This is a genomic window from Curtobacterium sp. MCBD17_035, assembly GCF_003234815.2.
Taxonomy (GTDB): Bacteria; Actinomycetota; Actinomycetes; order Actinomycetales; family Microbacteriaceae; genus Curtobacterium.
Genome location: NZ_CP126279.1, coordinates 1874489 through 1898906 on the forward strand (window position 1 = coordinate 1874489; position 24418 = coordinate 1898906).

A 24418-nucleotide genomic window follows, 5' to 3' on the forward strand; every position below is an offset into this window, starting at 1 on the left:
CGGCTCGGCCGTCATCGGGTCACTCGTGGGTGCGCGTGACGTACTTCGGGCCGTTGACGCCGTACCCGAGCTTCGCGAGCACGCCGCCGAGGATGAGCCCGACGACGAGGAGTCCGGCGGACGCCCAGACCGCCCACGCGATGCTGAACCAGAAGCAGATGACGCCGATGGCGAAGGCGACCAGCATGATGATCACGGCCGTCCAGGCGGCGGGCGAGTGTCCCTCGCCGAGTTCTGCGGGCTCAGTGTTGCTCACGGTGCTCCTCGTGGTCCGGTGCGTCGTCCTCGGTGCGACGCTCCCCCGATCCTACCGTGCGGTCCTCCGCCGTCCCGTCAGCGGCGGCCACCCCGTCGACCCCGGCGGTGGAGGTCCCGGCAGCCGTGGGGTCGACGCCCGCGCTGAGGTCGTCCCAGTCGACGATGGCATCCCGCGGCGCGTCGGCCACCGGCACCCGTCCAGTGCCCCCGTACCGGCGACTCGGGCCGGGCCAGGACCGCTGGACGACGAGCACGAGCAGGCCGAGCGCCACGGCGAGCACGCCACCCGCGATGCCGACGTACGGCCACGGGGTGACGTCGATGCTCCGTACGATCGAGCGGATCGCGGGGACGTCCTGCACGCCGGTGACACCACTGATCGCGGACTGCGCGGCGACCACGGGATCGGTCAGACGGCCGATCCCCGTCACGACGACCGCGATCCCGAGCAGCACCTCGACGACCGCGAGCACGACGCGGAGCACGCGCCCCGCGATGGTCAGGGCGATCGACAGCGCCAACATGGCGATCGCGAGGGCTGAGTAGGGCACGACGGAGCCGTCCGCCGTCACCGTGCTCGCCGTCGCGCTCGTGGCGTCGAGGTGCGCCGTGAACCAGGTCTGCGTCCAGGACAGGAGCACGATGCCCGCGACCGCGAGACCGGCGAGGACGACGAGCGGGCGTGAGCGCCTCACGACCGGACCGCCCGCATGGCGTTGGCGGTCGCGACGGCGCGCAGCGGCGCCGCGGCCTTGTTCTGGGCCTCCACGTGCTCCGTGGCCGGGTCGGAGTCGGCGACGAGCCCCGCACCCGCCTGCACGCGGGCGACCCCGCCCTGGATCAGCGCCGTGCGGATGGCGATCGCCACGTCCGCCGAGCCCGCGAAGTCGAAGTAGCCGACGACGCCGCCGTACACGCCCCGTTGGGCGGGTTCGAGCTCGTCGATGATCGCGAGCGCACGCGGCTTCGGCGCACCCGACAACGTGCCTGCCGGGAACGTCGCGCGGAACACGTCGATCGCGCTCGCCCCGGGGCGGATCGTCCCCTCGACACTCGACACGAGGTGCATGATGTGGCTGAAGCGCTCGACCTGCATGAACTCGGTGACGGCGACGGTGCCGGGCAGGCACACCTTCTGGAGGTCGTTCCGCGCGAGGTCGACGAGCATGAGGTGCTCGGCCCGTTCCTTCGGGTCGAGGAGCAGTTCGTCGGCGAGACGCACGTCCTCCTCGGTGGTGCGACCGCGAGGCCGGGAGCCGGCGATGGGGTGGGTCATGGCGCGACCGTCCTCGACCCGCACCAGGGCCTCCGGCGAGGCACCGACGATCCAGTACGGCTCGTCGCTCGTGTCCGCGAGACTGAGGAAGTACATGTACGGGCTCGGGTTGAGCGTCCGGAGCACGCGGTAGACGTCGAGCGGGTCGGCCGTGACGGGCTGGTCGAACCGCTGCGAGATGACGACCTGGAACACGTCGCCGTCCCGGATGAAACGCTTCGAACGCTCGATCGCCGCCGCGTACTCCTCGGGGGTCGAGCGAGCGGACGGGGACGGCGCCGCCACGTCGAAGGCCTCGGCGACCGTGGCCACCGACGGCTGCACGAGGTCACGCTGGAGACGGTCGAGCCGCGCCTGCGCATCCGCCCACATGGCGTCGGGGTCGTCCGCGCCGTCGTTGAGGGCGCTCGCCACGAGGAGCACGAGTCCGGTCCGGTGGTCGATCGCCGCGAGCTCGGAGACGAACGCCACCGCTTGGCCCGGCACCGTGAACTCGGCCGGTGGCGCGTCCGGGAGGTGCTCGAGCTGACGGACGGCCTCCCATCCGATGAACCCGACGGTGCCCCCGACGAGCGGCGGCATGCCCGCGAGCCGCGGGGTCGCCCACCGCTCGTGCAGTCGTGCGAGCACGTCGAGCGGCGCGCCCTCGAGCGATCCGACCGCGCGCTCCGCGTCGATGCCCGTGTCGATCCACCGCGCCTCGGTACCGTCCTGCGTCAGGACGCCGAAGCTGCGGACCCCGACGAACGACCAGCGCGACCAGAGTCCGCCCTGGCCCGCGGACTCGAGCAGGAAGCTCCCCGGACGCCCCGCTGCCAGTTTCCGGTAGACGCCCACGGGCGTCTCGCTGTCCGCGAAGAGCGCTCGTACGACCGGGACGACGCGGTGGCCGTCGAGCATGGCCTCGAACTCCGCTCGCGCGGTCGTGTGCGGGTGGTCCACGGGTGCCGCCTCGGTGCCCGGGATGGTCGCCTCAGGCACCGGTCGCCTCCCTCGCGTCGACGTCGGCCGCGTCGCCACCGGCTGCGGCGGTGCGGGCCACGGCGGTGCCGGCCGTGCCCTCGGCGCTGCCCACGACCGGTGCGAGCGGGTCGACGTCGAAGCACCGGTGCGCACCGGTGTGGCACGCGGCGCCGATCTGGTCGACGGTGACGAGGATCGTGTCGGCGTCGCAGTCGAACGCCGCCGCTCGGACGAACTGCGCGTGCCCCGAGGTGTCGCCCTTGCGCCAGTACTCCTGCCGGGACCGCGACCAGAAGGTGACGCGACCCTCCGTCAGGGTCCGGCGGAGGGCCTCCCGGTCCATGTACCCGAGCATGAGGACGTCCTTGGTGGCGGCTTCCTGGATGACGGCGGGCAGGAGGCCGTCGGCCCCGAAGCGGGCGCGGTCGAGGACCGCCTCGGTGGACGAGGGGGACGGTACTGCGGTGCTGGTGCTGTCGGCCATGTCGTCCATGTCGTCCATCAGCGTACGGCGTGTCCGGCCGCGCGCAGGGCGTCCTTGACGTCGCCGATGGTCATCTCGGCTCGGTGGAACACGCTGGCCGCGAGGACCGCGTCGGCCCCGGCGTCGATCGCGGGCGCGAAGTGCTCGAGCGCGCCCGCGCCTCCCGACGCGATCACCGGCACCGAGGCGACGGCGCGCATGGCGGCGACGAGCTCGAGGTCGAAGCCCGCCTTCGTGCCGTCGGCGTCGATCGAGTTGACGAGCAGCTCGCCCGCGCCATGCTCCACGGCCTCCCGCGCCCAGGCGAGGGCGTCGATGTCGGTCTCGCGCCGACCGCCGTGCGTGGTCACGACGAACCCCGAGGGCATGCGATCGGCGCGCTTGACGTCGAGCGACAGCACGACGGCCTGGGCTCCGAAGCGGTCCGCGATCTCGCCGACGAGTGCCGGTCGGGCGATCGCCGCGCTGTTGACGCCGATCTTGTCCGCGCCGCACTGCTGGAGACGGGCGACGTCGTCGACGCTGCGGACGCCACCACCCACGGTGAGCGGGATGAACACCTGCTCGGCCGTCCGGGTGACGGTCTCGTACATGGTCGCGCGGCCCTCGACGGTCGCCGACACGTCGAGGAACGTGAGCTCGTCCGCGCCCTGCTCGTAGTACCGCGCCGCCAGCTCGACCGGATCGCCGGCGTCCTGCAGGTCGAGGAAGTTGACGCCCTTGACGACCCGGCCCGCCGAGACGTCGAGGCACGGGATCACCCGGACCGCGACCGACATGCCCGTGCTCCCGCTCACAGTCGCGCGGCGTGGATCGCGCTGACGAGGATCGCGCGCGCACCGAGTTCGTAGAGGGCGTCCATGATCGGGTTCGTGTCGGCCCGCGGGATCATGACGCGCACCGCGGACCACTCGGGGTCGTGCAGGGGCGACACGGTCGGTGACTCGATCCCGGTCGCGATCGCCGTGGCCTGGGGCAGGAGCACGGACGGGATGTCGTAGTCGAGCATCACGTAGCTCCGGGCCACCAGCACACCGTGGAGCCGTCGTCGCAGCACGGAGATGCCCTCGATCGACTCGTCCGTCGTCACGAGCACGGCGGTGGACTCGAGGATCACCGGCCCGAAGATCTCGAGTCCCGCGGCGCGCAGCGTGCTCCCCGTCGAGACGACGTCGGCCACCGCGTCGGCGACACCGAGCCGCACGGCGCTCTCGACCGCGCCGTCCAGCTTCACGAGGACGGCGGTCACCCCGTGCCGAGCGAGGAAGTCGCCGACGAGCCCCGGGTAGCTCGTCGCCAGACGCACGCCCTCGAGGTCCGTCAACTCCGTGAAGCGTCCGGGCGGCCCGGCGAACCGGAACGTGGAGTCCGCGAAGTCGAGCTCCTCGATCTCCGAGGCCGTCGAACCGCTGTCGAGCAGCAGATCGCGTCCCGTGATCCCGACGTCGAGCGCGCCGGAGCCGACGTAAGTCGCGATGTCACGTGGGCGGAGGAAGAAGAACTCGACCCCGTTGCGCTCGTCGACGAGGTGGAGCGCCTTCGGGTCACGCCGGCCGGCGTAGCCCGCCTCGCGCAGCATGTCGGTCGCGGTCTCGGACAGGGATCCCTTGTTGGGCACGGCGACGCGGAGCATCGGGTCTCGCTTTCTGGAGGAGCGGCTCGGGTGATCGGGGAGGCCGCCGGTGGTCACCGGCGCGGCTCACAGATGCTCGTAGACGTCCTCGGGGGTCAGGCCCTTCGCGACGAGCAGGACCTGCAGGTGGTACAGGAGCTGGGAGATCTCCTCGGCGGTCCGTGCGTCACCCTCGTACTCCGCGGCCATCCACACCTCGGCGGCCTCCTCGACGATCTTCTTGCCGATCTGGTGGACGCCGGCGTCGAGCTCGGCGACCGTCCCCGACCCCGCGGGACGCGTCCGTGCCTTCTCGGACAGCTCGGCGAACAGGTCATCGAACGTCTTCACGGCGATCAGGCTACCCGGCTCGCAGCCGCCCGCAGGCCCGCGATCCGCTCAGCCGGGTCCCCGCCGTAGACGGCCGAGCCGGCGACGAGGGTGTCGGCGCCGTTCGACACGGCCTCCTCGACCGTGTCGAGCGCGATGCCGCCGTCGACCTCGAGCCACACGTCGAGACCGGACGCCGCGACCGCCGCGCGGGCGGCGGCGAGCTTCGGCATGACCTGCGGCATGAACGCCTGACCGCCGAATCCCGGCTCGACGGTCATGAGCAACACCATGTCGTACGCGTCGAGGTGGTCGAGCACGGGCGCGATGTCCGTCCCGGGCTTGACCGCCACGGCCGCGCGAGCGCCGTTGCTCCGGATCGCCGCCGCGGTGGCCACGGGATCCGTCGCGGCCTCGATGTGGAACGTCACGCTGGCCGCCCCCGTCTCGGCGTACTTCGGTGCGTTGCTGTCGGCGTCGGAGACCATGAGGTGCACGTCGAGCGGGACGGGCGAGACCTGCTGCAGCCGCGTCACGACGGGCAGACCGATCGTCAGGTTCGGCACGAAGTGGTTGTCCATGACGTCCACGTGCACCATGTCCGCCGTCGCGATCCGCCCGAGCTCCCGCTCCAGGTTGGCGAAGTCGGCGGACAGGATGCTGGGCGCGATGCGGATCGTCACGCGACGAGCGTACCGGGAGCGCCCGGAGCGCGACGACGGGGCGGAGCCGCTCCCGCCCCGTCAGCGCCGACGCAGGAGGGCGATGAACATCGCGTCCGTGCCGATGCGGTGCGGCCAGAGCTGGACGGTGGCGCCGTCGGCGACCTGCGGGTCCCGAGCGGCGATGCTCCGCACCACGGAGGCCGTGTCGACCTGCTCGAGGACGTCGCCGTGCCGGGCGAGGAGCGCGTCCACCTGCCCACGGGTCTCGGCGAGGTGTGGCGAGCACGTCACGTACGCGAGCGTGCCGCCCGGTGCGAGCGACGCGACGGCGGCGTCCAGCAGTTCCGCCTGCACCACCGCGAGCTCCGAGACGTCCTCCGGGTCCTTCCGCCATCGCGCCTCCGGTCGACGACGGAGGGCGCCGAGGCCCGTGCACGGCGCGTCGAGCAGGACGCGGTCGTAGCTGCCCGGCGCGGTCGGTCCGGCCTCCCCCGGGCGTCCGAACCGGCGGCCGTCGCCTTCGGTGACCGTCACGGTCTCGGTGAAGCGTTCGAGCGCCGATCGGACGAGTCCCGCACGCGCCGGGACGAGCTCGTTGGCGACGAGCGTGGCGCCGGCGACCCGGGCCTCCGCGGCGAGCAGCGCGGCCTTGCCGCCCGGGCCGGCGCAGAGGTCGAGCCAACGCTCCCCCGGAGCGATGGCCGACGAGCGGGTCAACGCGAGCGCCGCGAGCTGCGACCCCTCGTCCTGCACCCGCGCTCGGCCGTCGGCGACCGCAGGGACCCGCGACGGGTCCCCGGCGACTCCGCGGACCCCGACCGGCGAGACGGGAGGCTCCGCCTCGGCATCCGGCAACACGTCGCCGGGTTCGACGAGCCCGGGCAGCGCCGCCAGGGTCACACCGGCCGGCACGTTGTCGGCCGCGAGCAGGGCGACGAGCTCGTCGCGGGCGCGCTCGGCGGCGAGGGCGTCGCGGAGGGCACCGACGACCCAGCGCGGGTGTGACCAGCGCCTCGCGAGCAGGTCGTCGCCCGTCAGGCCGCGGGTGATCTCGGCGTCCCAGCCGTCCGCGTCGCGCCCACCGACCTTCCGGAGCACGGCGTTGACGAACCCGCTCGCCCGACGCGCTCCGATCGCCCGGGTGAGGTCGACCGTCTGCGACACGGCCGCGTGGGACGGCACGCGCATCCCGACGAGCTGGTGGACGCCGAGGCGGAGGACGTCGAGCACGTCGGCCTCGATGTTCGCGACCTGGCGCCCGGACGCCGCCTCGATGATCGCGTCGTACGTGCCGATCATCCGGATGGTGCCGTACGTCAGCTCCGTCGCGAAGCCGGCGTCCCGGGCGGAGAGCCCCGCGCGTCGGATGCGGACCGGGAGCAACAGGTTCGCGTACGCGTCGTCCGCCTGGACCGCACGGAGCACGTCGAGCGCCACGCGCCGGGCGCTCGTCCCCGCACCGCGGTTCCCCCAGCCGCTGCCCTCGGGCGTCGTGGGTGTCACGCGAGCACCGCCGACGTGAGGTCCCCGAGACCGCGGGCCCACGACGCGCCGGGCATCGGACGCCCACCGGCCGGCTGCACCTCGAGGAGCTCGAGCGGCTCGGTCGCGGTGCCCACACGGAGCGCGCCGCCGACCAGCCCGAGCGCACCGGGTGCGAGCTCCTCGGTCGTCGTCACCAGGCCTGCCGGCCGTGTCGTCGGTGTCGTGCGGGCGGTCCGGAGCAGCTTGACCCGCGTGGCACCGAGGTAGGCGTACGCGCCCGGTTCCGGCGTCACCCCGCGCACGTGGGCGTGCACGACCGCAGCCGGACGGTCGAAGGCGACGTGGCCGTCGGCGGAGGTCGTCTTCGGAGCCGTGGTGGGTTCGCCCACCTGCGCGACGCCGACCGCACGGCCCGCCGCGACGTGGTCGACGACGCGCGCGACGAGCTCGGCGCCCGTCTCGGCCATGGCGGCGAGGACCTCGCCGGCCGTCGCGTCGGGCCCGATCGGGAACGGCTCGGAGGCGTACACCGGTCCGGCGTCGAGCTCCTCGACGAGGCGGAACACGGTCGCCGCGGTCGACCGCTCGCCCGCCATGACGGCGCGCTGGACGGGCGCAGCGCCCCGGAAAGCCGGGAGCGACGAGAAGTGCAGGTTGAGCCAGCCGTGTCGCGGGACGTCGAGCGCGGCACGACGGAGCAACGCACCGTACGCGACGATGACGCCGAGGTCCGGTCCGAGGAGACGGAGTCGCTCCGTGACGTCGGCGTCCACGCGGGACGCCGTGATCACGGGGAGCCCGAGTTCCTCGGCGGCGACCGCGACCGGGGTCGGGGTGAGCACGCGCTTGCGGCCCTGCGGCGTCGGAGGCCGGGTCAGGACGGCGACGATCTCGTGGTCCGTCGCGGCGAGGCGACGGAGAGTGGGGACGGCGGCTGCGGGGCTGCCCGCGACGACGAGACGCATGGACTCCGGGTGGTGGTCGGTGGAGGGGGCTCAGGGGCCCTCGGAGAACGGTTCGACGTCGTCGAGCCGCACCCTGAGTGTAGGTGCGGCGCGGCGACGGTTGCCCCCGGGCAGCACCCGACGGGTCGACGACCGCCGGATCACCTCGGCCTTGAGCGTCGCCGCGACCTCGGTGCCGTGCGCGTACGGGAACCGCACGATCGTCCGGACCGTCCCGGGTACGGGGTCGTCGACGGCCACCGGACCGAGCACGGGCCCGACGAGGGCGTCGCCGAGCGCCTCGACCGCGGCGGCCACCGCCTCGTCCGTCCCGGTCAGCGTCGCCACGCGGACGGCGGGCGGGAAGTGCAGGACCCGGCGGTCGGCGAGCTCGTCGTGCGCCGGGACCTCGAGCCGCCACGTGGCCATCGCCGTCGCCAGCCGTCCGCCGACGCCGACGAGGAACGTCGTGCCGCCGCGCGCCGTCCGGGCCGCCGCGTTCGCCCAGACCCGGAGGACGTCCTCGGCGACGCGCAGGCCTTCGCGGGCGAGCATGCGCTCGCCGTCGAGCAGGAGGACGCACGCGTACCCGCCGGGCGTCGACGGTTCGGCGCCGCGGGTCGCGACCACGACGGCGGGTCGGTCGTCGACCTCGTCCACCGGACGGGCGCCGTCGGCGACGACGATCCGCGTCCCGGGGAACGCCCGTCCCAGCTCGTCCGCGGTGCGCTGCGCGCCGTGGCCGACCGGACGGAGCGTGGACCCCTGGCAGGTGGGACACCGGTACCCGACCGCCAGGGCCCCGCACCAGCGACACTGCGGCACGCCGGACGACGTCGCCCGGCCGAGGGGTCCCCCGCACCGCGGACAGCGGGCCCGGTCGCCGCAGTCGGCACACACGAGCCCCGTCGCGAACCCCGGACTCGCCACCTGCACGAGCACGGGACCGGTACGGCTGGCCTCGCGTGCCGCACGCCAGGCCGCGGACGGGATCCGGGCGTGCGCGGCCCAGCCCTCCGCGGACGTCTGCTGCGCGGTCGGCACCACGCGCGGGACGACCGCGCGGACGGGCCGGACGTCGTCGAGCCACCCGAGTTCGACCAGACGCTGGACGTCGGTGCTCCGCGCGTGCGCTGCGAGCAGCAGGGCCGCCCCCGACTGCGCGGTCCGGAGCAGCACGGCGTCACGGGTGTGCACGTAGGGAGCGCGTTGCTCGACGAACGAGGGGTCGCCGTCGTCCCAGACGGCGAGCAACCCGAGGCGCTCGGCCGGTGCGTACACCGCCGCGCGGTTGCCGACCACGACGACCGGACCCGACCGGGCCGTCAGGAGTGCGCGGGCGCGCTGCCCGTTCGTCTGCCGCGCGTCGAACCGCACCACACGCTCCGCGGGGACGAAGGCGGCGACGGCGCGCTCGACCTCGGCGAGATCCCGGAAGTCCGGCACCACGAGGATCGCGGTCCGCTCCGACGCGAGCACCCGGGCCGCCGCCTCGGCGAAGGTGCGCGCCCACCCGTCCACCCAGGAGTCGTCCGGCAGCCGCACCGGATGCGCGATCGCGGTCATCGCGGCGCGACCGCCGTCCTCGAGCAGGGCCTCCACGCGGCCCTCCGGGTACGCCGTCACCACCGGCGCGGTGACGACCGGCGGCACCGTCGTGGTGTCCCCTGCGAGGAACGCCTTCTCGGCGCGGACCTGACGCGGTGGCACCGCCAACCGGAGGACGTCGCTCGCCACCCCCGCCGCGCGGTCCGCGACGGCGCGCGCCAGCCGCCAGACCTCCGGCGCCAGGACGGGGACGGGCGACACGACCTCCTCGAGCGGACTGAGGTCGCCGGGGAACGAGCCTTCGGTGGCGACCTCGACGACGAAGGCGTCCGCGATCCGGGCGCCCGTGCGGAGCGGGACGCGCACCCGGACACCCGGGAGGCACGCCTCGCGCATCGCGTCCGGGATGCGGTAGTCGAACAACCGGTCGAGCTGCGGGAGCGGTGAGTCGAGGACGACGCGTGCGATCCGCGGGGTCGCGGACGCGGGCGAGGCCGCGCCCGCGGGCGCCGCCGCGGCCTCGACCGTCGGCACCGTTGCGGCGCCGGGCAGGGGCGGCCGCGCGTCCGCGCGCGGAGACCGCGCCGCTTCAGCGGGCGCTGGCGCGTCCTCCGGCACGACGGACCGTCAGACCCCGGCCGTCACGAGGCCGGCGGCGACCCGCAGCGCCTCGACACGGTCGAGGGCCTCCCAGGTGAACCCGGGGAGCTCCCGACCGAAGTGTCCGTAGGTCGCCGTCGCGGCGTACGTGGGGCGGAGCAGGTCGAGGTCGCGGATGATCGCCGCGGGCCGCAGGTCGAAGACCGCCCGGATGGCGTCGACGATCACGGCGTCGTCCACGTGGCCGGTCCCGAAGGACTCGACGTACAGCCCGACCGGGGCGGCGCGGCCGATCGCGTAGGCGACCTGGACCTCGAGCCGGTCGGCGAGACCGGCGGCCACCGCGTTCTTCGCGACCCACCGCAGGGCGTACGCGGCCGAGCGGTCCACCTTCGACGGGTCCTTGCCGCTGAAGGCACCACCACCGTGCCGCGAGGCGCCGCCGTAGGTGTCCACGATGACCTTGCGACCCGTCAGCCCCGCGTCGCCCTGGGGACCGCCGATCTCGAAGCGGCCGGTCGGGTTCACGATGACGTCCACGGCGCTCGAGTCCAGCGCGACCGTGTCGAGCACGGGGCGGATCACCCGGGCCGTGATGTCGACGGTGAGTTGCTCGAGCGACACGGTCGGCGCGTGCTGGGTCGACAGCACGACGGTCTCGACGGTCCGCGGCGTCACGCCGTCGTACCCGATCGTGACCTGCGTCTTGCCGTCGGGTCGGAGGTACGGCAGCTCGCCCGATTTGCGGACCGCGGCGAGGCGCTCGGCGAGCCGGTGTGCGATCCAGATGGCGACCGGCATGTACTCGGGCGTCTCGTTCGTCGCGTAGCCGAACATGATGCCCTGGTCACCGGCACCCTGGCGATCGAGCGGATCCGTCGCGCCCGTCCGGGCCTCGAGCGCGTCGTCGACGCCCTGCGCGATGTCGGGCGACTGCGAGCCGATCGAGACCTCGACCCCGCAGGTGTGGCCGTCGAAGCTGACCTCGGACGAGTCGTACCCGATGCCGGTGATGACGTCGCGCACGATCGTGGGGATGTCGACGTAGCCGGCAGTCGTGACCTCGCCCGCGACGTGCACGAGACCGGTCGTCACGAGGGTCTCCACCGCGACTCGGGCGTGGGGGTCGACGGTCAGGAGCGCGTCGAGGATGCGGTCCGAGATCTGGTCACAGATCTTGTCCGGGTGCCCCTCGGTGACCGACTCGGAGGTGAAGAGGCGAAGTGCGGACGTCACGGATCAGGCGTCGGGCGTCTGCGGCGTGGCAGTCAGCTTGTTCTCGTTGATCTCGTGGAGCGCGACCGACAGCGGCTTGTCGTCGATGGTCGAGTCGACGAGCGGGCCGACGTTGTCGAACAGGCTGCCCTCGTGCAGGTCGGCGTAGTAGTCGTTGATCTGCCGCGCACGCTTCGACGCGAAGATGACGAGCGCGTACTTCGACTCGACCTTGGCGAGCAGGTCGTCGATGGGCGGATCGATGATGCCCTGGGAACGGTCGGCCATGGGAGCTCCTCGGTAGGTTGACGAGCGCCGGGTCACGGCGCGGAGAACAAGTCTACGACCTCCTGCGCAGCGGTACGGACATCGGAGTTCACGATCCGGACGTCGAACTCGTCCTGGGCGGCGAGCTCCACCTTCGCCGTGTCGAGCCGCCGTTGCTGCTCCGCGGGGCTCTCGGTCCCCCGCCCGATGAGCCGCCGGACGAGTTCCTCCCACGTCGGCGGGAGCAGGAACACCAGGAGCGCCTCGGGCATCGCGGCGCGGACCTGCCGCGCACCCTGCAGGTCGATCTCGAGCAGCACGTTGCGCCCCTGGTCGAGCGCGCGGTCGATGGGCGGTCGGGGCGTGCCGTATCGGTAGGAATTGTGGACCGTCGCCCACTCCAGGAGTTCGCGCTCGCGGACCATCCGGTCGAACTCGGCGTCGTCGACGAAGTAGTAGTGGACGCCGTCGACCTCGCCCGGGCGCGGTGCCCGGGTCGTCGCGGAGACGCTGAGGAGCACCTCCGGGTGGTGTTCCCGGATGTACGCCGAGACCGTGCCCTTGCCGACCGCGGTGGGCCCGGCGAGCACGACGAGCCGCGAGGCGCGTCGGCGACGACCGGACCGCGACGCCAGCCAGTCCGCGAGTTCCCCGCGCTGCCGCGTGCCGAGGCCGCCCAGCCGCTTCGTCGGCGCGATGCGGAGCGTGGCCATGACGCTCTCGGCACGCGCCGGACCGATGCCCGGGAGGCTCGTCAGGAGGTCGCGGACGCGGAGCGACTGCTCCGCGGTGGCCGCGTCGCTCCCCCAGGCAGCCCGCGCGACGTCGAGCCCGGACCGGGCACCGGAGGCCACGTCGGCCTTCACGGCTGCCCGCGCTCGGCGTGCGGCGACGGCGGCCCGGGCGGCCGCGGCCCGGTCGACCTCGGGCGGCCGGGACCCGCGAGAGCCGGACGCCCCGCCCGGGGGGACGTCCTCCTGGCCCGTGCCGTCCGCGTTCACGCGAGCGCCGCCGCGATGCGGTCGACCCGCGCGGCGACCTCGTCCTGGACCCCGTCGGGACCGGACGCCAGCAGGCCACGCGACTCGTTCACGAGGACCTGGTCGGCGACGGCGCCGAAGCGCTCCCGGAGGTCCTCGATCCGGGCTCCCTGCGCGCCGAACCCCGGCGCGAGCACCGGTGCCGACCCCACGGCGTCCGTGCGGAGACCGAAGTCGGCGAGGTCGAGCGTCGCGCCGATGACCAGTCCGACCGAGCCGAGCTCCCCCGGCCCGCCCGTGTGCTCCCCTGCCCTGCGTCGGTTCTCGTCTGCCACGTCCAGAACGATACCGGCGGCGACGGACGACCCGGAACGGGCCCCCTCCTGCATCACGGCGGTCTGCAGGACCCGGCCCTCGGGGTTGCTCGTGGCGGCCAGGACGAACACGCCCGCCCCCGCCGCCGCCGCGACGTCGAGCGTCCCGGCGAGGGCGCCGAACCCGAGGTACGGGGACACCGTCAGGGCGTCGGACGCGAGCGGCGAGGAGGGGTCGAGCCACGCGGCGGCGTAGTCGTCCCCCGTCGACCCGATGTCCCCGCGTTTCGCGTCCGCGATGACGAGGAGGCCGGCGTCCCGTGCGCGCCGGACCGTGGCCTCGAGCGCCCGGTAGCCGGCGGCGCCGGCGACCTCGAAGAACGCGACCTGGGGCTTCACCGCGGCGGCGCGGCCCACGGCGGCGTCGACGAGCACCGCGCCGAACGCGGTCAGACCGGCCTCGTTCCGTGGGAGTCCCCAGGCGCGGAGCGTCGCGGCATGCGGGTCGATCCCGACGCACAGCGGCGACCGCTCCCCCATGGCGGACCGGAGGCGCGCACCGAACCGTGTCGCGCCTCCCGTCCGAGCCGACGGAGCGGTCGCCTCGTCGATCACCAGGTCGCCCGCTCGAGGGCGTAGTCCTGGAGGCTGCGCACGCTGTGCGGGGTGCCGATCGTCTCGATCGCCGCGACCGCCGCACCGAGCTGCGCGATGGTCGTGAAGAGCGGCTTGTCCGCCGCCACGGTCGCGGCGCGGATCTCGTACCCGTCCGCGCGACCGGCCGCCCCGCTCGGCGTGTTGATGACGATGTCGACCTCGTCGCGGGCCAGGAGGTCGACGACGTTCTCGCCACCCTGGCTGTACTTGCCGACCACGCGGACGTCGATCCCGTTGCGGCGCAGGATCTCGGCGGTGCCCTCGGTCGCGATGATCGTGAACCCGAGCTGCTGGAGGCGGTGCACGGGCAGGACGATGGCCCGCTTGTCCGTGTCCGCGACGCTGACGAACACGGTGCCCGAGGTGGGCAGACCGCCGTACGCGGCGATCTGGCTCTTGAGGAACGCCCGCGGGAAGTCGCGGTCGATGCCCATGACCTCGCCGGTGGACCGCATCTCGGGGCTGAGCACGCTGTCCACGACCTGGCCGTCGCGGGTCCGGAACCGCCGGAAGGGCAGCACGGCCTCCTTGACCGCGATCGGGGCCTCCATCGGGACGACCGAGCCGTCACGCTCGGGGAGGAGACCCTCGGCGACGAGGTCGTCGATCGAGCTGCCGGTCATGACGCGCGCCGCCGCCTTGGCCAGCGGGATGCCGAGCGCCTTCGACACGAAGGGGACGGTCCGGCTCGCACGGGGGTTCGCCTCGATGACGTGGAGCACACCGGCCGCGATCGCGAACTGCACGTTGAGGAGACCCGCCACGCCGACCCCGCGGGCGATCCGCTCGGTCGCCGCGCGGACCGCGTCGATCTCGGCACGACCGAGGCCCACCGGCGGCAGGGTGCAGCTCGAGTCGCCGGAGTGGATCCCGGCCTCCTCGATGTGCTCCATCACGCCGCCGATGTAGAGCCGCTGGCCGTCGAACAACGCGTCGACGTCGATCTCCACGGCGTCGTCCAGGAACCGGTCCACGAGCAACGGCAGATCCGGGCCGATGATCGCCTGGTCGGCGACGCGGTCGAAGTAGTCGACGAGCGAGGGGCTGTCGTACACGATCTCCATGCCGCGACCACCGAGGACGAACGACGGACGGACGAGCACGGGGTAGCCGATCTCCTCGGCCACGGCGGTCGCGCTCTCGAGGTCGTGCGCAGTGCCGTTCCGCGGGGCCACCAGCCCGGCCTCGTCGAGGATGCCGGAGAACAGCCCCCGCTCCTCGGCCAGGTCGATCGACCGCGGGCTCGTGCCGAGGATCGGGATGCCGGCGGCCTCGAGCGGCTTCGCGAGCCCGAGCGCGGTCTGCCCGCCGAGCTGCACGACGACGCCGACCAGCTCGCCCGACGCCGCCTCGGCCTCGATGACCTCGAGGACGTCCTCGGCGGTCAACGGCTCGAAGTAGAGGCGGTCCGAGGTGTCGTAGTCGGTCGACACGGTCTCGGGGTTGCAGTTCACCATGATCGTCTCGAAGCCGGCGGCCGCGAGTGCGAAGGACGCGTGCACGCACGAGTAGTCGAACTCGACGCCCTGCCCGATCCGGTTCGGACCGGAACCGAGGATGACGACCTTCTTGCGGTCGCTCGGCGCGACCTCGGTCTCGGCGTCGTAGCTCGAGTAGTGGTACGGCGTCAGGGCCGGGAACTCCCCGGCGCAGGTGTCGACCGTCTTGAACACTGGGCGGATCCCGAGCTCGTGGCGGGTCGCCCGCACGGACTGCTCGTCGGTCCCGCGGAGCTCCGCGATCTGGGCGTCGCTGAAGCCGTGCTGCTTGGCCCACCGGACCGTGCCCGCGTCGAGCGTCGACGCCCCGCGGACCTCGGCAGCGACCTCGTTGATGAGCACGATCTGGTCGACGAACCACGGGTCGATCCCCGTCGCCGCGAAGACCTCCCCCGCCGTGGCACCCGCGAGGAGCGCCTGCTGCACCGTCACGATGCGACCGTCGGTCGGCACCCGGGAGGCCGCGAGCAGGACGTCCTTGTCGCCCGGTTCCGCAGGCCAGTGGAAGCTCGATCCGCGCTTCTCGAGGCTGCGCAGCGCCTTCTGCAGTGCCTGCGCGTAGTTGCGTCCGATCGCCATGGCCTCCCCGACGCTCTTCATCGTCGTCGTGAGCGTCGCGTCGGCCGCGGGGAACTTCTCGAACGCGAACCGCGGCACCTTGACCACGACGTAGTCGAGCGTCGGCTCGAAGCTCGCCGGCGTCTTCTGGGTGATGTCGTTCGGGATCTCGTCGAGGCGGTAGCCGATGGCGAGCTTCGCCGCGATCTTCGCGATCGGGAACCCGGTCGCCTTCGACGCGAGCGCGCTCGAGCGGGACACCCGCGGGTTCATCTCGATCACGATGACCCGGCCGGTCGCCGGGTCGACCGCGAACTGGATGTTGCAGCCGCCGGTGTCAACCCCGACCCGACGGATGATGTCGATGCCGATGTTCCGCAGGTTCTGGAACTCGCGGTCGGTCAACGTCAGGGCGGGCGCGACGGTGATGGAGTCGCCGGTGTGCACGCCGACGGGGTCGACGTTCTCGATCGAGCAGACGACCACCGTGTTGTCGGCGTGGTCGCGCATGAGCTCGAGCTCGTACTCCTTCCAGCCCAGGATCGACTCCTCGAGCAGGACCTCGGTCGTGGGGCTCGCGTGGAGGCCGTCCCCCACCATGCGGACGAGCTCGTCCTCGGTGTAGGCGAACCCGGAACCGAGACCACCCATCGTGAAGGACGGGCGGATGACGAGCGGGTAGCCGAGATCGAGCGCGAACGCCTTGGCCTCGTCGACGGTGTGGGCGATGTGGCTCCGGGCCACGTCGGCACCGGACTCGAGCACGAGCTGCTTGAAGAGCTGCCGGTCCTCACCGCGCTGGATCGCGTCGACCTTGGCGCCGATGAGCTCGACGCCGTAGCGCTCGAGGATGCCGGCCTCGTCGAGCGCGATCGCCGCGTTGAGCGCCGTCTGTCCGCCGAGCGTCGGGAGCACGGCGTCCGGGCGCTCGATCTTGATGATCTCCTCGAGCGAGTCGTTCGTGATCGGCTCGATGTACGTGGCGTCGGCGAAGTCCGGGTCGGTCATGATCGTCGCCGGGTTGGGGTTGACGAGGACGACCCGGACGCCCTCGGCGCGCAGGACGCGGCACGCCTGGGTGCCGGAGTAGTCGAACTCGGCGGCCTGCCCGATGACGATCGGCCCGGAGCCGATGACGAGGACGGATGTGATGTCGGGGCGCTTGGGCATCAGTCGTTGCTGCTTCCGGTCGTGGTGGCCGAGCTGTCGCTCGGCCGGTCGTGCGTCGGGTCGGCGGCGGGCGTGGTGGCGGCGGCCGTGACGGCGTCGAGCGGACGCCCCTCGCGCCGGGCGATCACCATGTCCCGGAACCGGTCGAACAGGTACATGCTGTCGTGCGGGCCCGCCGCGGCCTCGGGGTGGTACTGCACGCTGAACGCGGGGATGTCGAGCGCGCGCAGGCCCTCGACGACGTTGTCGTTGAGGCTGAAGTGGCTCACCTCGACCCGTCCGAAGCCGATCGGCGACTCGAGCACCTCGCCGACGGGTGCGTCCACCGCGAAACCGTGGTTCTGGCTCGTGATCTCGACCCGCCCGGTCGTCGTGTCGAGGACGGGCTGGTTGATGCCGCGGTGCCCGAACGGGAGCTTGTACGTCCCGAACCCGAGCGCCCGACCGAGCAGCTGGTTACCGAAGCAGATGCCGAAGAACGGCCGGCCGTCACGCAGGGTCTCACGGAGGAGCTCGACCTGGGCGTCCGAGGCCGCCGGGTCGCCGGGACCGTTCGAGTAGAACAGGGCGTCGGGGTCGAGTTCGCGCAGCCGGTCGATCGAGACGTCCTGCGGCAGCACGTGGACCTCGAACCCGCGCGCCGCCAGGTACCGCAGAGTCGACGTCTTCACACCGAGGTCGAGCACCGCGAGGGTCCCGATGCGGTCGCCCTCCGGCTCGAGCACGTACTCCTCGCGGGTCGAGACGGCCGCGGAGAGGTTCTGGCCCGTCATGTCGGTCTGCTCGCGCACGACACGGAGCTGCTCGTCGGGTCCGAGGTCCGCGTCCGCGCCGCTGAACACGCCGCCCTTCATGGCCCCGGCGTCGCGGATCCGGCGGGTGACCGCGCGCGTGTCGATGCCGGAGATCCCGACGATGCCGTCACGCTCGAGGTGGTCGTCGAGGCTCGCGTTCGCGCGGTGGTTCGACACGATGCGGCTCGGGTCCCGCACCACGTAGCCCGCCACCCAGATCCGACCGGACTCGGGGTCCTCGTCGTTCACACCCGTGTTGCCGATGTGCGGTGCCGTCTGCACGACGATCTGGCCGGCGTACGACGGGTCCGTCAGGGTCTCCTGGTACCCCGTCATGCCGGTGGCGAACACGACCTCGCCGAGCGTGCGGCCGCGGGCGCCGTAGGCCCAGCCCTCGTAGCGGGTGCCGTCCTCGAGGACGAGCAGTGCCCGTTCGCGTGTTGTCATCGTGTCGGTTCTCCTCCGTCGCCCGTGTCCGGGCCTCGCTCGCCCGTCACCGGGCTGGTCGTCTGGGTCAGTTCCCGCAGGGCCGCGAGCGGAGCCGCATCACCCGAGGGGAACCGGAAGTAGCTGTCGAGGTCCGTCGCACCCGCGGCGCCGGTCGCCCGCCATCGCAGTCGGACGAGTCCGCCGCGCTCGACGACGCGGTCGATCGTCCAGGTGGCGCGGTCCGCCCCGCGGACTGCACGACGATCCACGAACCGCTCGGGTTCGCCGGCGATCGAGAGCACGACGCCCTCGTCGTGGACCCTGAGCGCGGCGCGCCCACGGAACCCGAGGCCTCCGCCGACGATCCGCTCGAGCGGCTGGTCGGCGCGGGTCGTCGCCACGTACAGGCCGTCCCAGGAGCCGAGCGCCGTGTGCAGTCCCGGGGGCACCGGGACGGGAGGCACGACCGCGTCCTGCCCGCGTCCTCGCCGCCGCCACGTCCGCGCCATCACGACGAGCAGCGCGACGATCACGAGGAGGATCACGGCCTCGGTGGACCAGGTCATGCCGACACCGCCGTCGCGGCGCGCGCCGTTGCCGCGACGCGCTCGGCGTCGACCGCACGGCCGTCGAGGACCGTCGCGTAGCCGTGGTGGAACGTCGCCACCACCCGTCCGGGCAGGCGCATGCCGAGGTACGGGGAGTTCGTCGACTGGCCCGCCAGGTCCTGCCGCTGGAACGTCCGCGACGCTGCGGGGTCGTAGAGCAGTACCTCGGCCGGTGCGCCCGCCGTGATCGCCTGCCCCTGGCCGGCCACCTGCCCGATCCGCGCGGGCGCCGAGGACAACACGCGCGTCACGTCCGCCCAGTCGAGACCACCCGTGGCGACCACGGACTCGTGCACGACGCTGAGCGCCGACTCGAGCCCGGCCATGCCGTTCGCCGCGGCCGGCCACTCGCAGCACTTCGCCTCGTCGGTGTGCGGAGCGTGGTCGGTGGCCACGATGTCGATCGTGCCGTCGGCCAGCGCGGATCGCAGCGCCTCGACGTCCTCGCGACGGCGCAGCGGCGGGTTCACCTTGTACTGGGCGTCGTAGCCGTCGACGCCGTCCGGGCCCCCGGCGATGAGGTCCTCGGTGAGGAGGAGGTGGTGCGGTGTGACCTCGGCCGTCACGGCGATCCCGCGGGACTTCGCCCACCGGATGACCTCGACGCTGCCGGCGGTCGACACGTGGCAGACGTGCAGACGCGCGCCGACGTGGTCCGCGAGGAGGACGTCGCGGGCGATGATCGCCTCCTCGGCGACCGCGGGCCACCCCGCGAGCCCGAGCTCGGACGAGAGCGCGCCCTCGTTCATCTGCGCGCCGATCGTCAGACGCGGTTCCTGGGCGTGCTGCGCCAGGACGCCGCCGAAGCCCGTGATGTACTCGAGCGCCCGACGCATGAGGAGCGGGTCCGAGACGCACGAGCCGTCGTCGGAGAACACCCGCACCCGCGCTCGGGAGGTCGCCATCGCGCCGATCTCGGACAGCTGCGCGCCCTGGAGCCCCTGGGACACGGCCCCGATCGGGCGGACGGTCACGTAGCCGGCGGCGTCGCCGAGCGCCTGCACCTGCTCCACCACACCGGCGGTGTCGGCGACGGGCGAGGAGTTCGCCATGGCGTTGACCGCGGTGAACCCACCGACGGCCGCCGCGCGCGACCCGGTCAGGACCGTCTCGGACTCCTCGAAGCCCGGCTCGCGGAGGTGCGTGTGCAGGTCGACGAGCCCGGGCAGGACGAGCAGGCCGTCGGCGTCCACGACCTGCGCCGACCCTGCGTCCACGCGCGGGCCGACCTCCGCGATGCGGCCAGCGCGCAGGAGGACGTCGGCTCGGGTTCCGTCGGCGAGGGTGCCGCCGCGGATCAGGTGGGTGGTCGTCATGCCGTCGCCTCCTCGGCGGTCGGGGTGCTCGTCGTCGGGGCACCCGTGCGGTCCCCTCCGGTGAGGCAGAGGTAGAGCACGGCCATCCGGACCGACACACCGTTCGCGACCTGCTCGACGACGGTCGACCGGGGGTCGTCGGCCGCGATGCCCGCGATCTCGAGACCGCGGTTCATCGGCCCGGGGTGCATGACGATGGTCCGATCCGGCAGCGCCGCGAAGCGTCCCGCGGTGAGGCCGTAGTGCCGGGTGTACTCGCGGGGGTTCGGGAAGAACGCGTCGTGCATGCGCTCCTGCTGCACCCGGAGCATCATGACGACGTCCGGGGCCTCCGCCAGCGCGGCGTCGAGGTCGTGGTGCACCGCGGCACCGAACGGCCGTGGCGTGACCGGCAGGAGCGTGGGCGGTGCCGCGAAGGTCACGTGCGCACCGAGCGTGCGGAGCAGCCACGCGTTCGAGCGGGCGACCCGGGAGTGCAGCACGTCGCCGACGATGAGGACCCGCACGCCGTCGAGGTCCCGGCCCCGCGAGTCGGCGCCGTGGATCCGACGGCGCATGGTGAACGCGTCGAGGAGGGCCTGTGTCGGGTGCTCGTGGGTGCCGTCCCCGGCGTTCACGACGGCCGCGTCGACCCAGGCGCTGTCGGCGAGCACGCGCGGGGCGCCCGACGCGCCGTGGCGGATGACGATGCCGTCGACCCCCATCGCTCCGAGCGTCTGCACGGTGTCCTTGAGCGACTCCCCCTTCGAGACGCTCGATCCCTTCGCCGCGAAGTTGATGACGTCGGCGGACAGTCGCTTGGCGGCCGCCTCGAACGAGATGCGCGTCCGGGTGGAGTCCTCGAAGAACAGGTTCACGACGGTCTTGCCGCGGAGCGCCGGGAGCTTGCGGACCTCGCGGGTGCCGGTGTCGGCCATCTCCTCGGCGACGTCGAGCACCTCGATGGCCTCGGCACGCGGGAGGTCCCGGGTGGACAGCAGGTGCCTCATCGGACGGTGACCTCGGGTGCGGTCCGGGCACCCTCGATGACGACCTCGTCGACACCGTCGGTCTCGGCGAGGTGGAGCGAGATGCGCTCGTCCGCCGCGGTCGGCAGGTTCTTGCCCACGTGGTCGGCCCGGATCGGGAGTTCCCGGTGCCCCCGGTCCACCAGGACGGCGAGGCGGACGGCCCTGGGCCTCCCGATCGTCTGCAGCGCGTCGAGCGCGGCGCGCACGGTCCGGCCGCTGTAGAGCACGTCGTCGACGAGCACCACGACCTTGCCGTCGATGCCGCTCGCCGGGATGACGGTCCGGTGCGGCGCGCGACCGATGCCCCGGCCGAGGTCGTCACGGTGCATGGTGACGTCGAGGGTGCCGACCGTGCCGGCGCCCGTCTCGATCGACTCGAGCACCCGTGCGAGGCGCTCGGCGAGGACGGCGCCGCGCGTCGGGATGCCGAGCAGGACGAGGTCCGAGCCGCCGTGGTTCGCCTCGAGGACCTCGTGGGCGATGCGCGTCATCGCGCGCGTGATGTCAGCGGACTGCAGCACCGTGCGGGCGCCCATGCCGACCTCCTTCCCCGCCTCACAGGACGGCATTAAAGGACTCGATCGCCAGCAACCCTACCGACCCGGATCGGGCTCCGCCACCACACCGGCGTCGTCGGCCGTCGTGGCCGTCCGGGCCCGCGCGCGGCCGGCGACCGCCCCGAGGACCCCGTTGACGAAGCCGGCGGAGTCGTCGGTGGACAGCGACTGGGCGAGTTCGACGGCCTCGGCGATCGCAACCGCGTCGGGGACCTCGTCGTTCCAGCGGATCTCCCACACCCCCATGCGGAGGATGCAGCGGTCGAGCACGGGCATCCGCGCGATCGTCCAGCCCTGGGCGTGGTCCACGATGATCCGGTCGATCTCCGCGCGGTCGTCGTCCACTCCCGTGACGATCTGGCGTGCGTAGTCCCAGCTCGAGGCCCGCTCGGGCTGGTCGAGGTGGCGGACGGTCTCGGTCGCGAGGACCTCGGCGATGGGCAGGCCGCGGACCTCGGCGACGTAGAGCATGTCGAGTGCGCGTTTCCGCGCCTTCGAACGGGCGCTCATCGAACCCCCGCCTCAGTCGTTGACGCGGCCGAGGTAGTCACCCGTGCGGGTGTCGACCTTGACCTTCGTGCCGGTCTCGAGGAAGAGCGGCACCTGGATCTGGTAGCCGGTCTCGACGGTGGCGGGCTTCGTGCCGCCCGTCGAGCGGTCGCCCTGGAGGCCCGGCTCGGTGTACGTGACCTCGAGCACCACGCTGGCGGGGAGCTCGACGTACAGCGGGTTGCCCTCGTTCATCGCGATGGTGGCCATCGACGACTCGAGCAGGAAGTTCTTGGCGTCACCGACGATCTCGCTCGGGATCGTGACCTGGTCGTAGGTGTCGGTGTCCATGAACACGTAGCCGTCGCCATCCGTGTACAGGTACTGGAAGTCGCGTCGGTCCACCGTCGCGAACTCGAGCTTCGCCCCCGCGTTGAACGTGCGGTCGACGACCTTGCCGGACGTGACGTTCTTCATCTTGGTGCGGACGAACGCGCCGCCCTTGCCCGGCTTGACGTGCTGGAACTCGATGACGGACCAGAGCTGGCCGTCCATGTTGAGAACGGCGCCGTTCTTGATGTCCGTGGTGCTCGCCATGCGCGTGTGTTCCGTTCGATGTTGAGATGGTGGTGTTCGTCGGGTGGCCGGAGGCCTCGGACAAGTGTAGCGGAGCCGACCCGGTGCCCCTCCGGGCCGCCGCGGGAGGAGGGGCTAGACCCCGACCTCCTGGTAGGCGGTGAACAGGAGGGCCGGCTCCGGCCCCTCGAGCACGATCGGCTTCGCGAGGCCGTCCAGCACGATGAACCGCAGCATGCCGGCCCGTGCCTTCTTGTCGCGGCGCATCGTCGCGAGCAGGCCCTCCCATCGGCCGAGGGGGTAGGTCGTCGGCAACGAGAGCGACTCGAGCACGGTCCGGTGGCGGTCCACCGTCGCGTCGTCCAGGTGACCGGTCAGCCGCGCGAGTTCGGCCGCGAACACCATGCCCACGGCGACCGCAGCTCCGTGCCGCCACTGGTAGCGCTCCGCGTGCTCGATGGCGTGCCCGAGCGTGTGCCCGTAGTTCAGGATCTCGCGCTTGCCCTGCTCGGTGAAGTCCGACGAGACGACCCGCGCCTTGAGGTCGATCGCGAGCTCGACCACGCGACGGAACTCCGGGGTGGTCGGATCGGTGACGCGGTCGACGTCGCGCTCGATCGTGTCGAGGATCTCGGGCACGGCGATGAACCCGGCCTTCACGATCTCGGCGAAGCCCGTGAGGATCTCGTTCCTCGGCAGCGTCGTGGCCAGGTCGAGGTCGACGACGACGGCCCGGGGCGCGTAGAAGGCACCGACGAGGTTCTTGCCCTCGTTCGTGTTGATCCCCGTCTTGCCGCCGACGCTCGCGTCGACCATGCCGAGCACGCTCGTCGGCACCTGCACGAGCGCGACCCCGCGGAGCCACGTCGCGGCCACGAACCCGGCGAGGTCGGTGACCGCACCACCCCCGAGCCCCACCACGGCGTCGGTCCGCGTGAAGTCGGCCTGCCCGAGGATCTGCCAGCAGAAGGCCGCGACCTCGACCCGCTTGGCGGACTCGGCGTCGGGCACCTCGGCGATGAGGGCCTCCAGACCGGCGTCGACGAGACGCGCGCGGAGCACCTCGGCCTGCTCCGCGAGCGGCGCAGCGTGCACGATGAGCACCTTCGCGACGCCGCGCGGCAGGACCGTCGGCACCGCCTCGAGGAGACCGTGCCCGACGGCCACGACGTACCCGTCGTCCCCGCCCACCCGGATCTGCGTCGTGCCGTCCGGCAGCGCCGTGCTCGTCGTCATGGTTCCTCCTCTGGTGCCGGCGCGCCAGCGGCCGCCACTGGTGCCGATGCTGGTCCTGGTGTCTCGGCGGCGCGGACCCAGGCGACGACGTCGTCGACCACGCGGCTCATCGGACGCCGTGAGGTGTCCACGACCACGTGCGCGAGGGACGCGTACGTCGCTGCGCGCGCATCCGCGATCGCGGTCCACGCGTCGATGCCGCCGACGGCCAGGAGCGGGCGGTCGGTCCCGACGATGCGCTCGGCGACGGCGTCGGCCGAGACGGTGAGCAGCACCACCCGGCACGTCGCGATGGCCGCGCGGGTGGCGGCGTGCGTGACGGCGCCGCCACCCACCGCCACGACGCCGCCCGTGTCGAACGCGGCGTCGACCGCGGCCCGCTCGAGGTCGCGGAACGCCGCCTCGCCGCGTTCGGCGAAGATGCGGTCGATGGATCCGTGTTCCCGCACGATCTCACGGTCCGTGTCGGTGAAGGGCACGCCGAGCGCCTTCGCCGCGCGCTTGCCCACGGTGGACTTGCCTGCGCCCATCGGACCGATGAGCACCACGGGCACCGCCAGCCGATGCGGCCGGGTCCA

Annotated in this window: 24 protein-coding genes and 1 pseudogene; all 25 read right to left on the reverse strand. The window is 72.9% G+C overall.

Features of this window, described 5'->3' with window-relative positions:
• Window positions 1–19: 19 nt before the first annotated feature.
• The 25 genes and pseudogenes from DEI93_RS08895 to DEI93_RS09015 all read right to left on the reverse strand — a co-directional run bounded on the left by DEI93_RS08895 (window position 20) and on the right by DEI93_RS09015 (window position 24370).
• Window positions 20–256 (reverse strand): DUF6704 family protein, encoded by a 237-nt coding sequence (locus DEI93_RS08895; protein ID WP_111009141.1) that lies wholly within the window; start codon window positions 254–256, stop codon window positions 20–22.
• Complete coding sequence (locus DEI93_RS08900; protein ID WP_111119376.1) at window positions 243–953, reverse strand: Trp biosynthesis-associated membrane protein; 711 nt, start codon at window positions 951–953, stop codon at window positions 243–245. Before DEI93_RS08900 ends, DEI93_RS08895 begins: the two co-directional genes overlap by 14 nt.
• Window positions 950–2434 carry an anthranilate synthase component I gene (locus tag DEI93_RS08905; protein WP_111119403.1) on the reverse strand — a complete coding sequence of 495 codons (1485 nt, stop codon included), beginning with the start codon at window positions 2432–2434 and terminating at the stop codon, window positions 950–952. The genes DEI93_RS08900 and DEI93_RS08905 overlap by 4 nt, the downstream gene beginning before the upstream one ends.
• Window positions 2435–2597: 163 nt before the next feature.
• Window positions 2598–2981, reverse strand: a pseudogene (gene hisI, locus DEI93_RS08910) (phosphoribosyl-AMP cyclohydrolase); the annotation flags it as partial.
• Window positions 2982–2998: 17 nt separating this feature from the next.
• Window positions 2999–3760 (reverse strand): imidazole glycerol phosphate synthase subunit HisF, encoded by a 762-nt coding sequence (gene hisF / locus DEI93_RS08915; protein ID WP_111119377.1) that lies wholly within the window; start codon window positions 3758–3760, stop codon window positions 2999–3001.
• A 14-nt stretch (window positions 3761–3774) separates the two neighbouring features.
• Complete coding sequence (gene hisG / locus DEI93_RS08920; RefSeq protein WP_111009144.1) at window positions 3775–4614, reverse strand: ATP phosphoribosyltransferase; 840 nt, start codon at window positions 4612–4614, stop codon at window positions 3775–3777.
• Window positions 4615–4680: 66 nt separating this feature from the next.
• Window positions 4681–4944, reverse strand: coding sequence for a phosphoribosyl-ATP diphosphatase (locus DEI93_RS08925; RefSeq protein ID WP_111009145.1), 264 nt, complete (start codon window positions 4942–4944; stop codon window positions 4681–4683).
• Window positions 4945–4949: 5 nt separating this feature from the next.
• On the reverse strand, window positions 4950–5606 hold the full coding sequence (rpe, locus tag DEI93_RS08930; protein ID WP_111009146.1) for a ribulose-phosphate 3-epimerase: 657 nt from the start codon (window positions 5604–5606) through the stop codon (window positions 4950–4952).
• A gap of 60 nt (window positions 5607–5666) precedes the next feature.
• Window positions 5667–7091, reverse strand: a complete 1425-nt coding sequence (locus DEI93_RS08935; RefSeq protein ID WP_258368472.1) for an RsmB/NOP family class I SAM-dependent RNA methyltransferase — start codon at window positions 7089–7091, stop codon at window positions 5667–5669.
• The gene (locus tag DEI93_RS08940; RefSeq protein ID WP_111119378.1) at window positions 7088–8038 is read right to left on the reverse strand and encodes a methionyl-tRNA formyltransferase; all 951 of its coding nucleotides are present in this window, start codon (window positions 8036–8038) and stop codon (window positions 7088–7090) included. The genes DEI93_RS08935 and DEI93_RS08940 overlap by 4 nt, the downstream gene beginning before the upstream one ends.
• Window positions 8039–8068: 30 nt before the next feature.
• Window positions 8069–10099 (reverse strand): primosomal protein N' family DNA-binding protein, encoded by a 2031-nt coding sequence (locus tag DEI93_RS08945; protein ID WP_111119379.1) that lies wholly within the window; start codon window positions 10097–10099, stop codon window positions 8069–8071.
• 93 nt (window positions 10100–10192) lie between these two features.
• Entirely contained in the window at window positions 10193–11401 is a 1209-nt protein-coding gene (gene metK, locus DEI93_RS08950) for a methionine adenosyltransferase (protein WP_111009150.1), read from the reverse strand.
• A gap of 3 nt (window positions 11402–11404) precedes the next feature.
• Window positions 11405–11668 (reverse strand): DNA-directed RNA polymerase subunit omega, encoded by a 264-nt coding sequence (gene rpoZ / locus DEI93_RS08955; RefSeq protein ID WP_111009151.1) that lies wholly within the window; start codon window positions 11666–11668, stop codon window positions 11405–11407.
• A gap of 32 nt (window positions 11669–11700) precedes the next feature.
• Window positions 11701–12648 carry a guanylate kinase gene (gene gmk, locus DEI93_RS08960; RefSeq protein WP_111119380.1) on the reverse strand — a complete coding sequence of 316 codons (948 nt, stop codon included), beginning with the start codon at window positions 12646–12648 and terminating at the stop codon, window positions 11701–11703.
• A complete protein-coding gene (gene pyrF, locus DEI93_RS08965) occupies window positions 12645–13556 on the reverse strand; it encodes an orotidine-5'-phosphate decarboxylase (RefSeq protein ID WP_349815058.1) in 912 nt (303 codons plus the stop codon). Before pyrF ends, gmk begins: the two co-directional genes overlap by 4 nt.
• A complete protein-coding gene (gene carB / locus DEI93_RS08970) occupies window positions 13553–16825 on the reverse strand; it encodes a carbamoyl-phosphate synthase large subunit (protein ID WP_111009152.1) in 3273 nt (1090 codons plus the stop codon). Before carB ends, pyrF begins: the two co-directional genes overlap by 4 nt.
• The gene (carA, locus tag DEI93_RS08975) at window positions 16825–18066 is read right to left on the reverse strand and encodes a glutamine-hydrolyzing carbamoyl-phosphate synthase small subunit (RefSeq protein WP_111119381.1); all 1242 of its coding nucleotides are present in this window, start codon (window positions 18064–18066) and stop codon (window positions 16825–16827) included. The genes carB and carA overlap by 1 nt, the downstream gene beginning before the upstream one ends.
• Window positions 18063–18614 carry a PH-like domain-containing protein gene (locus tag DEI93_RS08980; protein ID WP_111048822.1) on the reverse strand — a complete coding sequence of 184 codons (552 nt, stop codon included), beginning with the start codon at window positions 18612–18614 and terminating at the stop codon, window positions 18063–18065. The genes carA and DEI93_RS08980 overlap by 4 nt, the downstream gene beginning before the upstream one ends.
• Window positions 18611–19972, reverse strand: coding sequence for a dihydroorotase (locus DEI93_RS08985; protein ID WP_111119382.1), 1362 nt, complete (start codon window positions 19970–19972; stop codon window positions 18611–18613). The genes DEI93_RS08980 and DEI93_RS08985 overlap by 4 nt, the downstream gene beginning before the upstream one ends.
• Window positions 19969–20961: an aspartate carbamoyltransferase catalytic subunit gene (locus DEI93_RS08990; protein ID WP_111013251.1), complete on the reverse strand. Its 993-nt coding sequence runs from the start codon at window positions 20959–20961 to the stop codon at window positions 19969–19971. Before DEI93_RS08990 ends, DEI93_RS08985 begins: the two co-directional genes overlap by 4 nt.
• Complete coding sequence (pyrR, locus tag DEI93_RS08995) at window positions 20958–21518, reverse strand: bifunctional pyr operon transcriptional regulator/uracil phosphoribosyltransferase PyrR (protein WP_181434791.1); 561 nt, start codon at window positions 21516–21518, stop codon at window positions 20958–20960. The genes DEI93_RS08990 and pyrR overlap by 4 nt, the downstream gene beginning before the upstream one ends.
• A 57-nt stretch (window positions 21519–21575) precedes the next feature.
• Window positions 21576–22049, reverse strand: a complete 474-nt coding sequence (nusB, locus tag DEI93_RS09000) for a transcription antitermination factor NusB (RefSeq protein ID WP_111119383.1) — start codon at window positions 22047–22049, stop codon at window positions 21576–21578.
• A 12-nt stretch (window positions 22050–22061) separates the two neighbouring features.
• Window positions 22062–22625 (reverse strand): elongation factor P, encoded by a 564-nt coding sequence (efp, locus tag DEI93_RS09005; RefSeq protein WP_111009159.1) that lies wholly within the window; start codon window positions 22623–22625, stop codon window positions 22062–22064.
• Window positions 22626–22739: 114 nt separating this feature from the next.
• Window positions 22740–23840, reverse strand: coding sequence for a 3-dehydroquinate synthase (gene aroB / locus DEI93_RS09010; protein WP_258368474.1), 1101 nt, complete (start codon window positions 23838–23840; stop codon window positions 22740–22742).
• Window positions 23837–24370 carry a shikimate kinase gene (locus DEI93_RS09015; protein WP_502868542.1) on the reverse strand — a complete coding sequence of 178 codons (534 nt, stop codon included), beginning with the start codon at window positions 24368–24370 and terminating at the stop codon, window positions 23837–23839. Before DEI93_RS09015 ends, aroB begins: the two co-directional genes overlap by 4 nt.
• Window positions 24371–24418 lie beyond the last annotated feature (48 nt).

Excerpts from the sequence above, each read along its gene's own strand:
- pyrR (WP_181434791.1), bottom strand. The coding sequence starts at position 21,518 with ATGGGCGCCCGCACGGTGCTGCAGTCCGCTGACATCACGCGCGCGATG.
- nusB (WP_111119383.1), bottom strand. The coding sequence starts at position 22,049 with ATGAGCGCCCGTTCGAAGGCGCGGAAACGCGCACTCGACATGCTCTAC.
- DEI93_RS08985 (WP_111119382.1), bottom strand. The coding sequence starts at position 19,972 with ATGACGACCACCCACCTGATCCGCGGCGGCACCCTCGCCGACGGAACC.
- DEI93_RS08940 (WP_111119378.1), bottom strand. The coding sequence starts at position 8,038 with ATGCGTCTCGTCGTCGCGGGCAGCCCCGCAGCCGCCGTCCCCACTCTC.
- aroB (WP_258368474.1), bottom strand. The coding sequence starts at position 23,840 with ATGACGACGAGCACGGCGCTGCCGGACGGCACGACGCAGATCCGGGTG.
- carA (WP_111119381.1), bottom strand. The coding sequence starts at position 18,066 with ATGACAACACGCGAACGGGCACTGCTCGTCCTCGAGGACGGCACCCGC.
- DEI93_RS08980 (WP_111048822.1), bottom strand. The coding sequence starts at position 18,614 with ATGACCTGGTCCACCGAGGCCGTGATCCTCCTCGTGATCGTCGCGCTG.
- hisF (WP_111119377.1), bottom strand. The coding sequence starts at position 3,760 with ATGTCGGTCGCGGTCCGGGTGATCCCGTGCCTCGACGTCTCGGCGGGC.
- efp (WP_111009159.1), bottom strand. The coding sequence starts at position 22,625 with ATGGCGAGCACCACGGACATCAAGAACGGCGCCGTTCTCAACATGGAC.
- DEI93_RS08990 (WP_111013251.1), bottom strand. The coding sequence starts at position 20,961 with ATGAGGCACCTGCTGTCCACCCGGGACCTCCCGCGTGCCGAGGCCATC.
- hisG (WP_111009144.1), bottom strand. The coding sequence starts at position 4,614 with ATGCTCCGCGTCGCCGTGCCCAACAAGGGATCCCTGTCCGAGACCGCG.
- carB (WP_111009152.1), bottom strand. The coding sequence starts at position 16,825 with ATGCCCAAGCGCCCCGACATCACATCCGTCCTCGTCATCGGCTCCGGG.
- rpoZ (WP_111009151.1), bottom strand. The coding sequence starts at position 11,668 with ATGGCCGACCGTTCCCAGGGCATCATCGATCCGCCCATCGACGACCTG.
- DEI93_RS08905 (WP_111119403.1), bottom strand. The coding sequence starts at position 2,434 with ATGCTCGACGGCCACCGCGTCGTCCCGGTCGTACGAGCGCTCTTCGCG.
- DEI93_RS09015 (WP_502868542.1), bottom strand. The coding sequence starts at position 24,370 with ATGGGCGCAGGCAAGTCCACCGTGGGCAAGCGCGCGGCGAAGGCGCTC.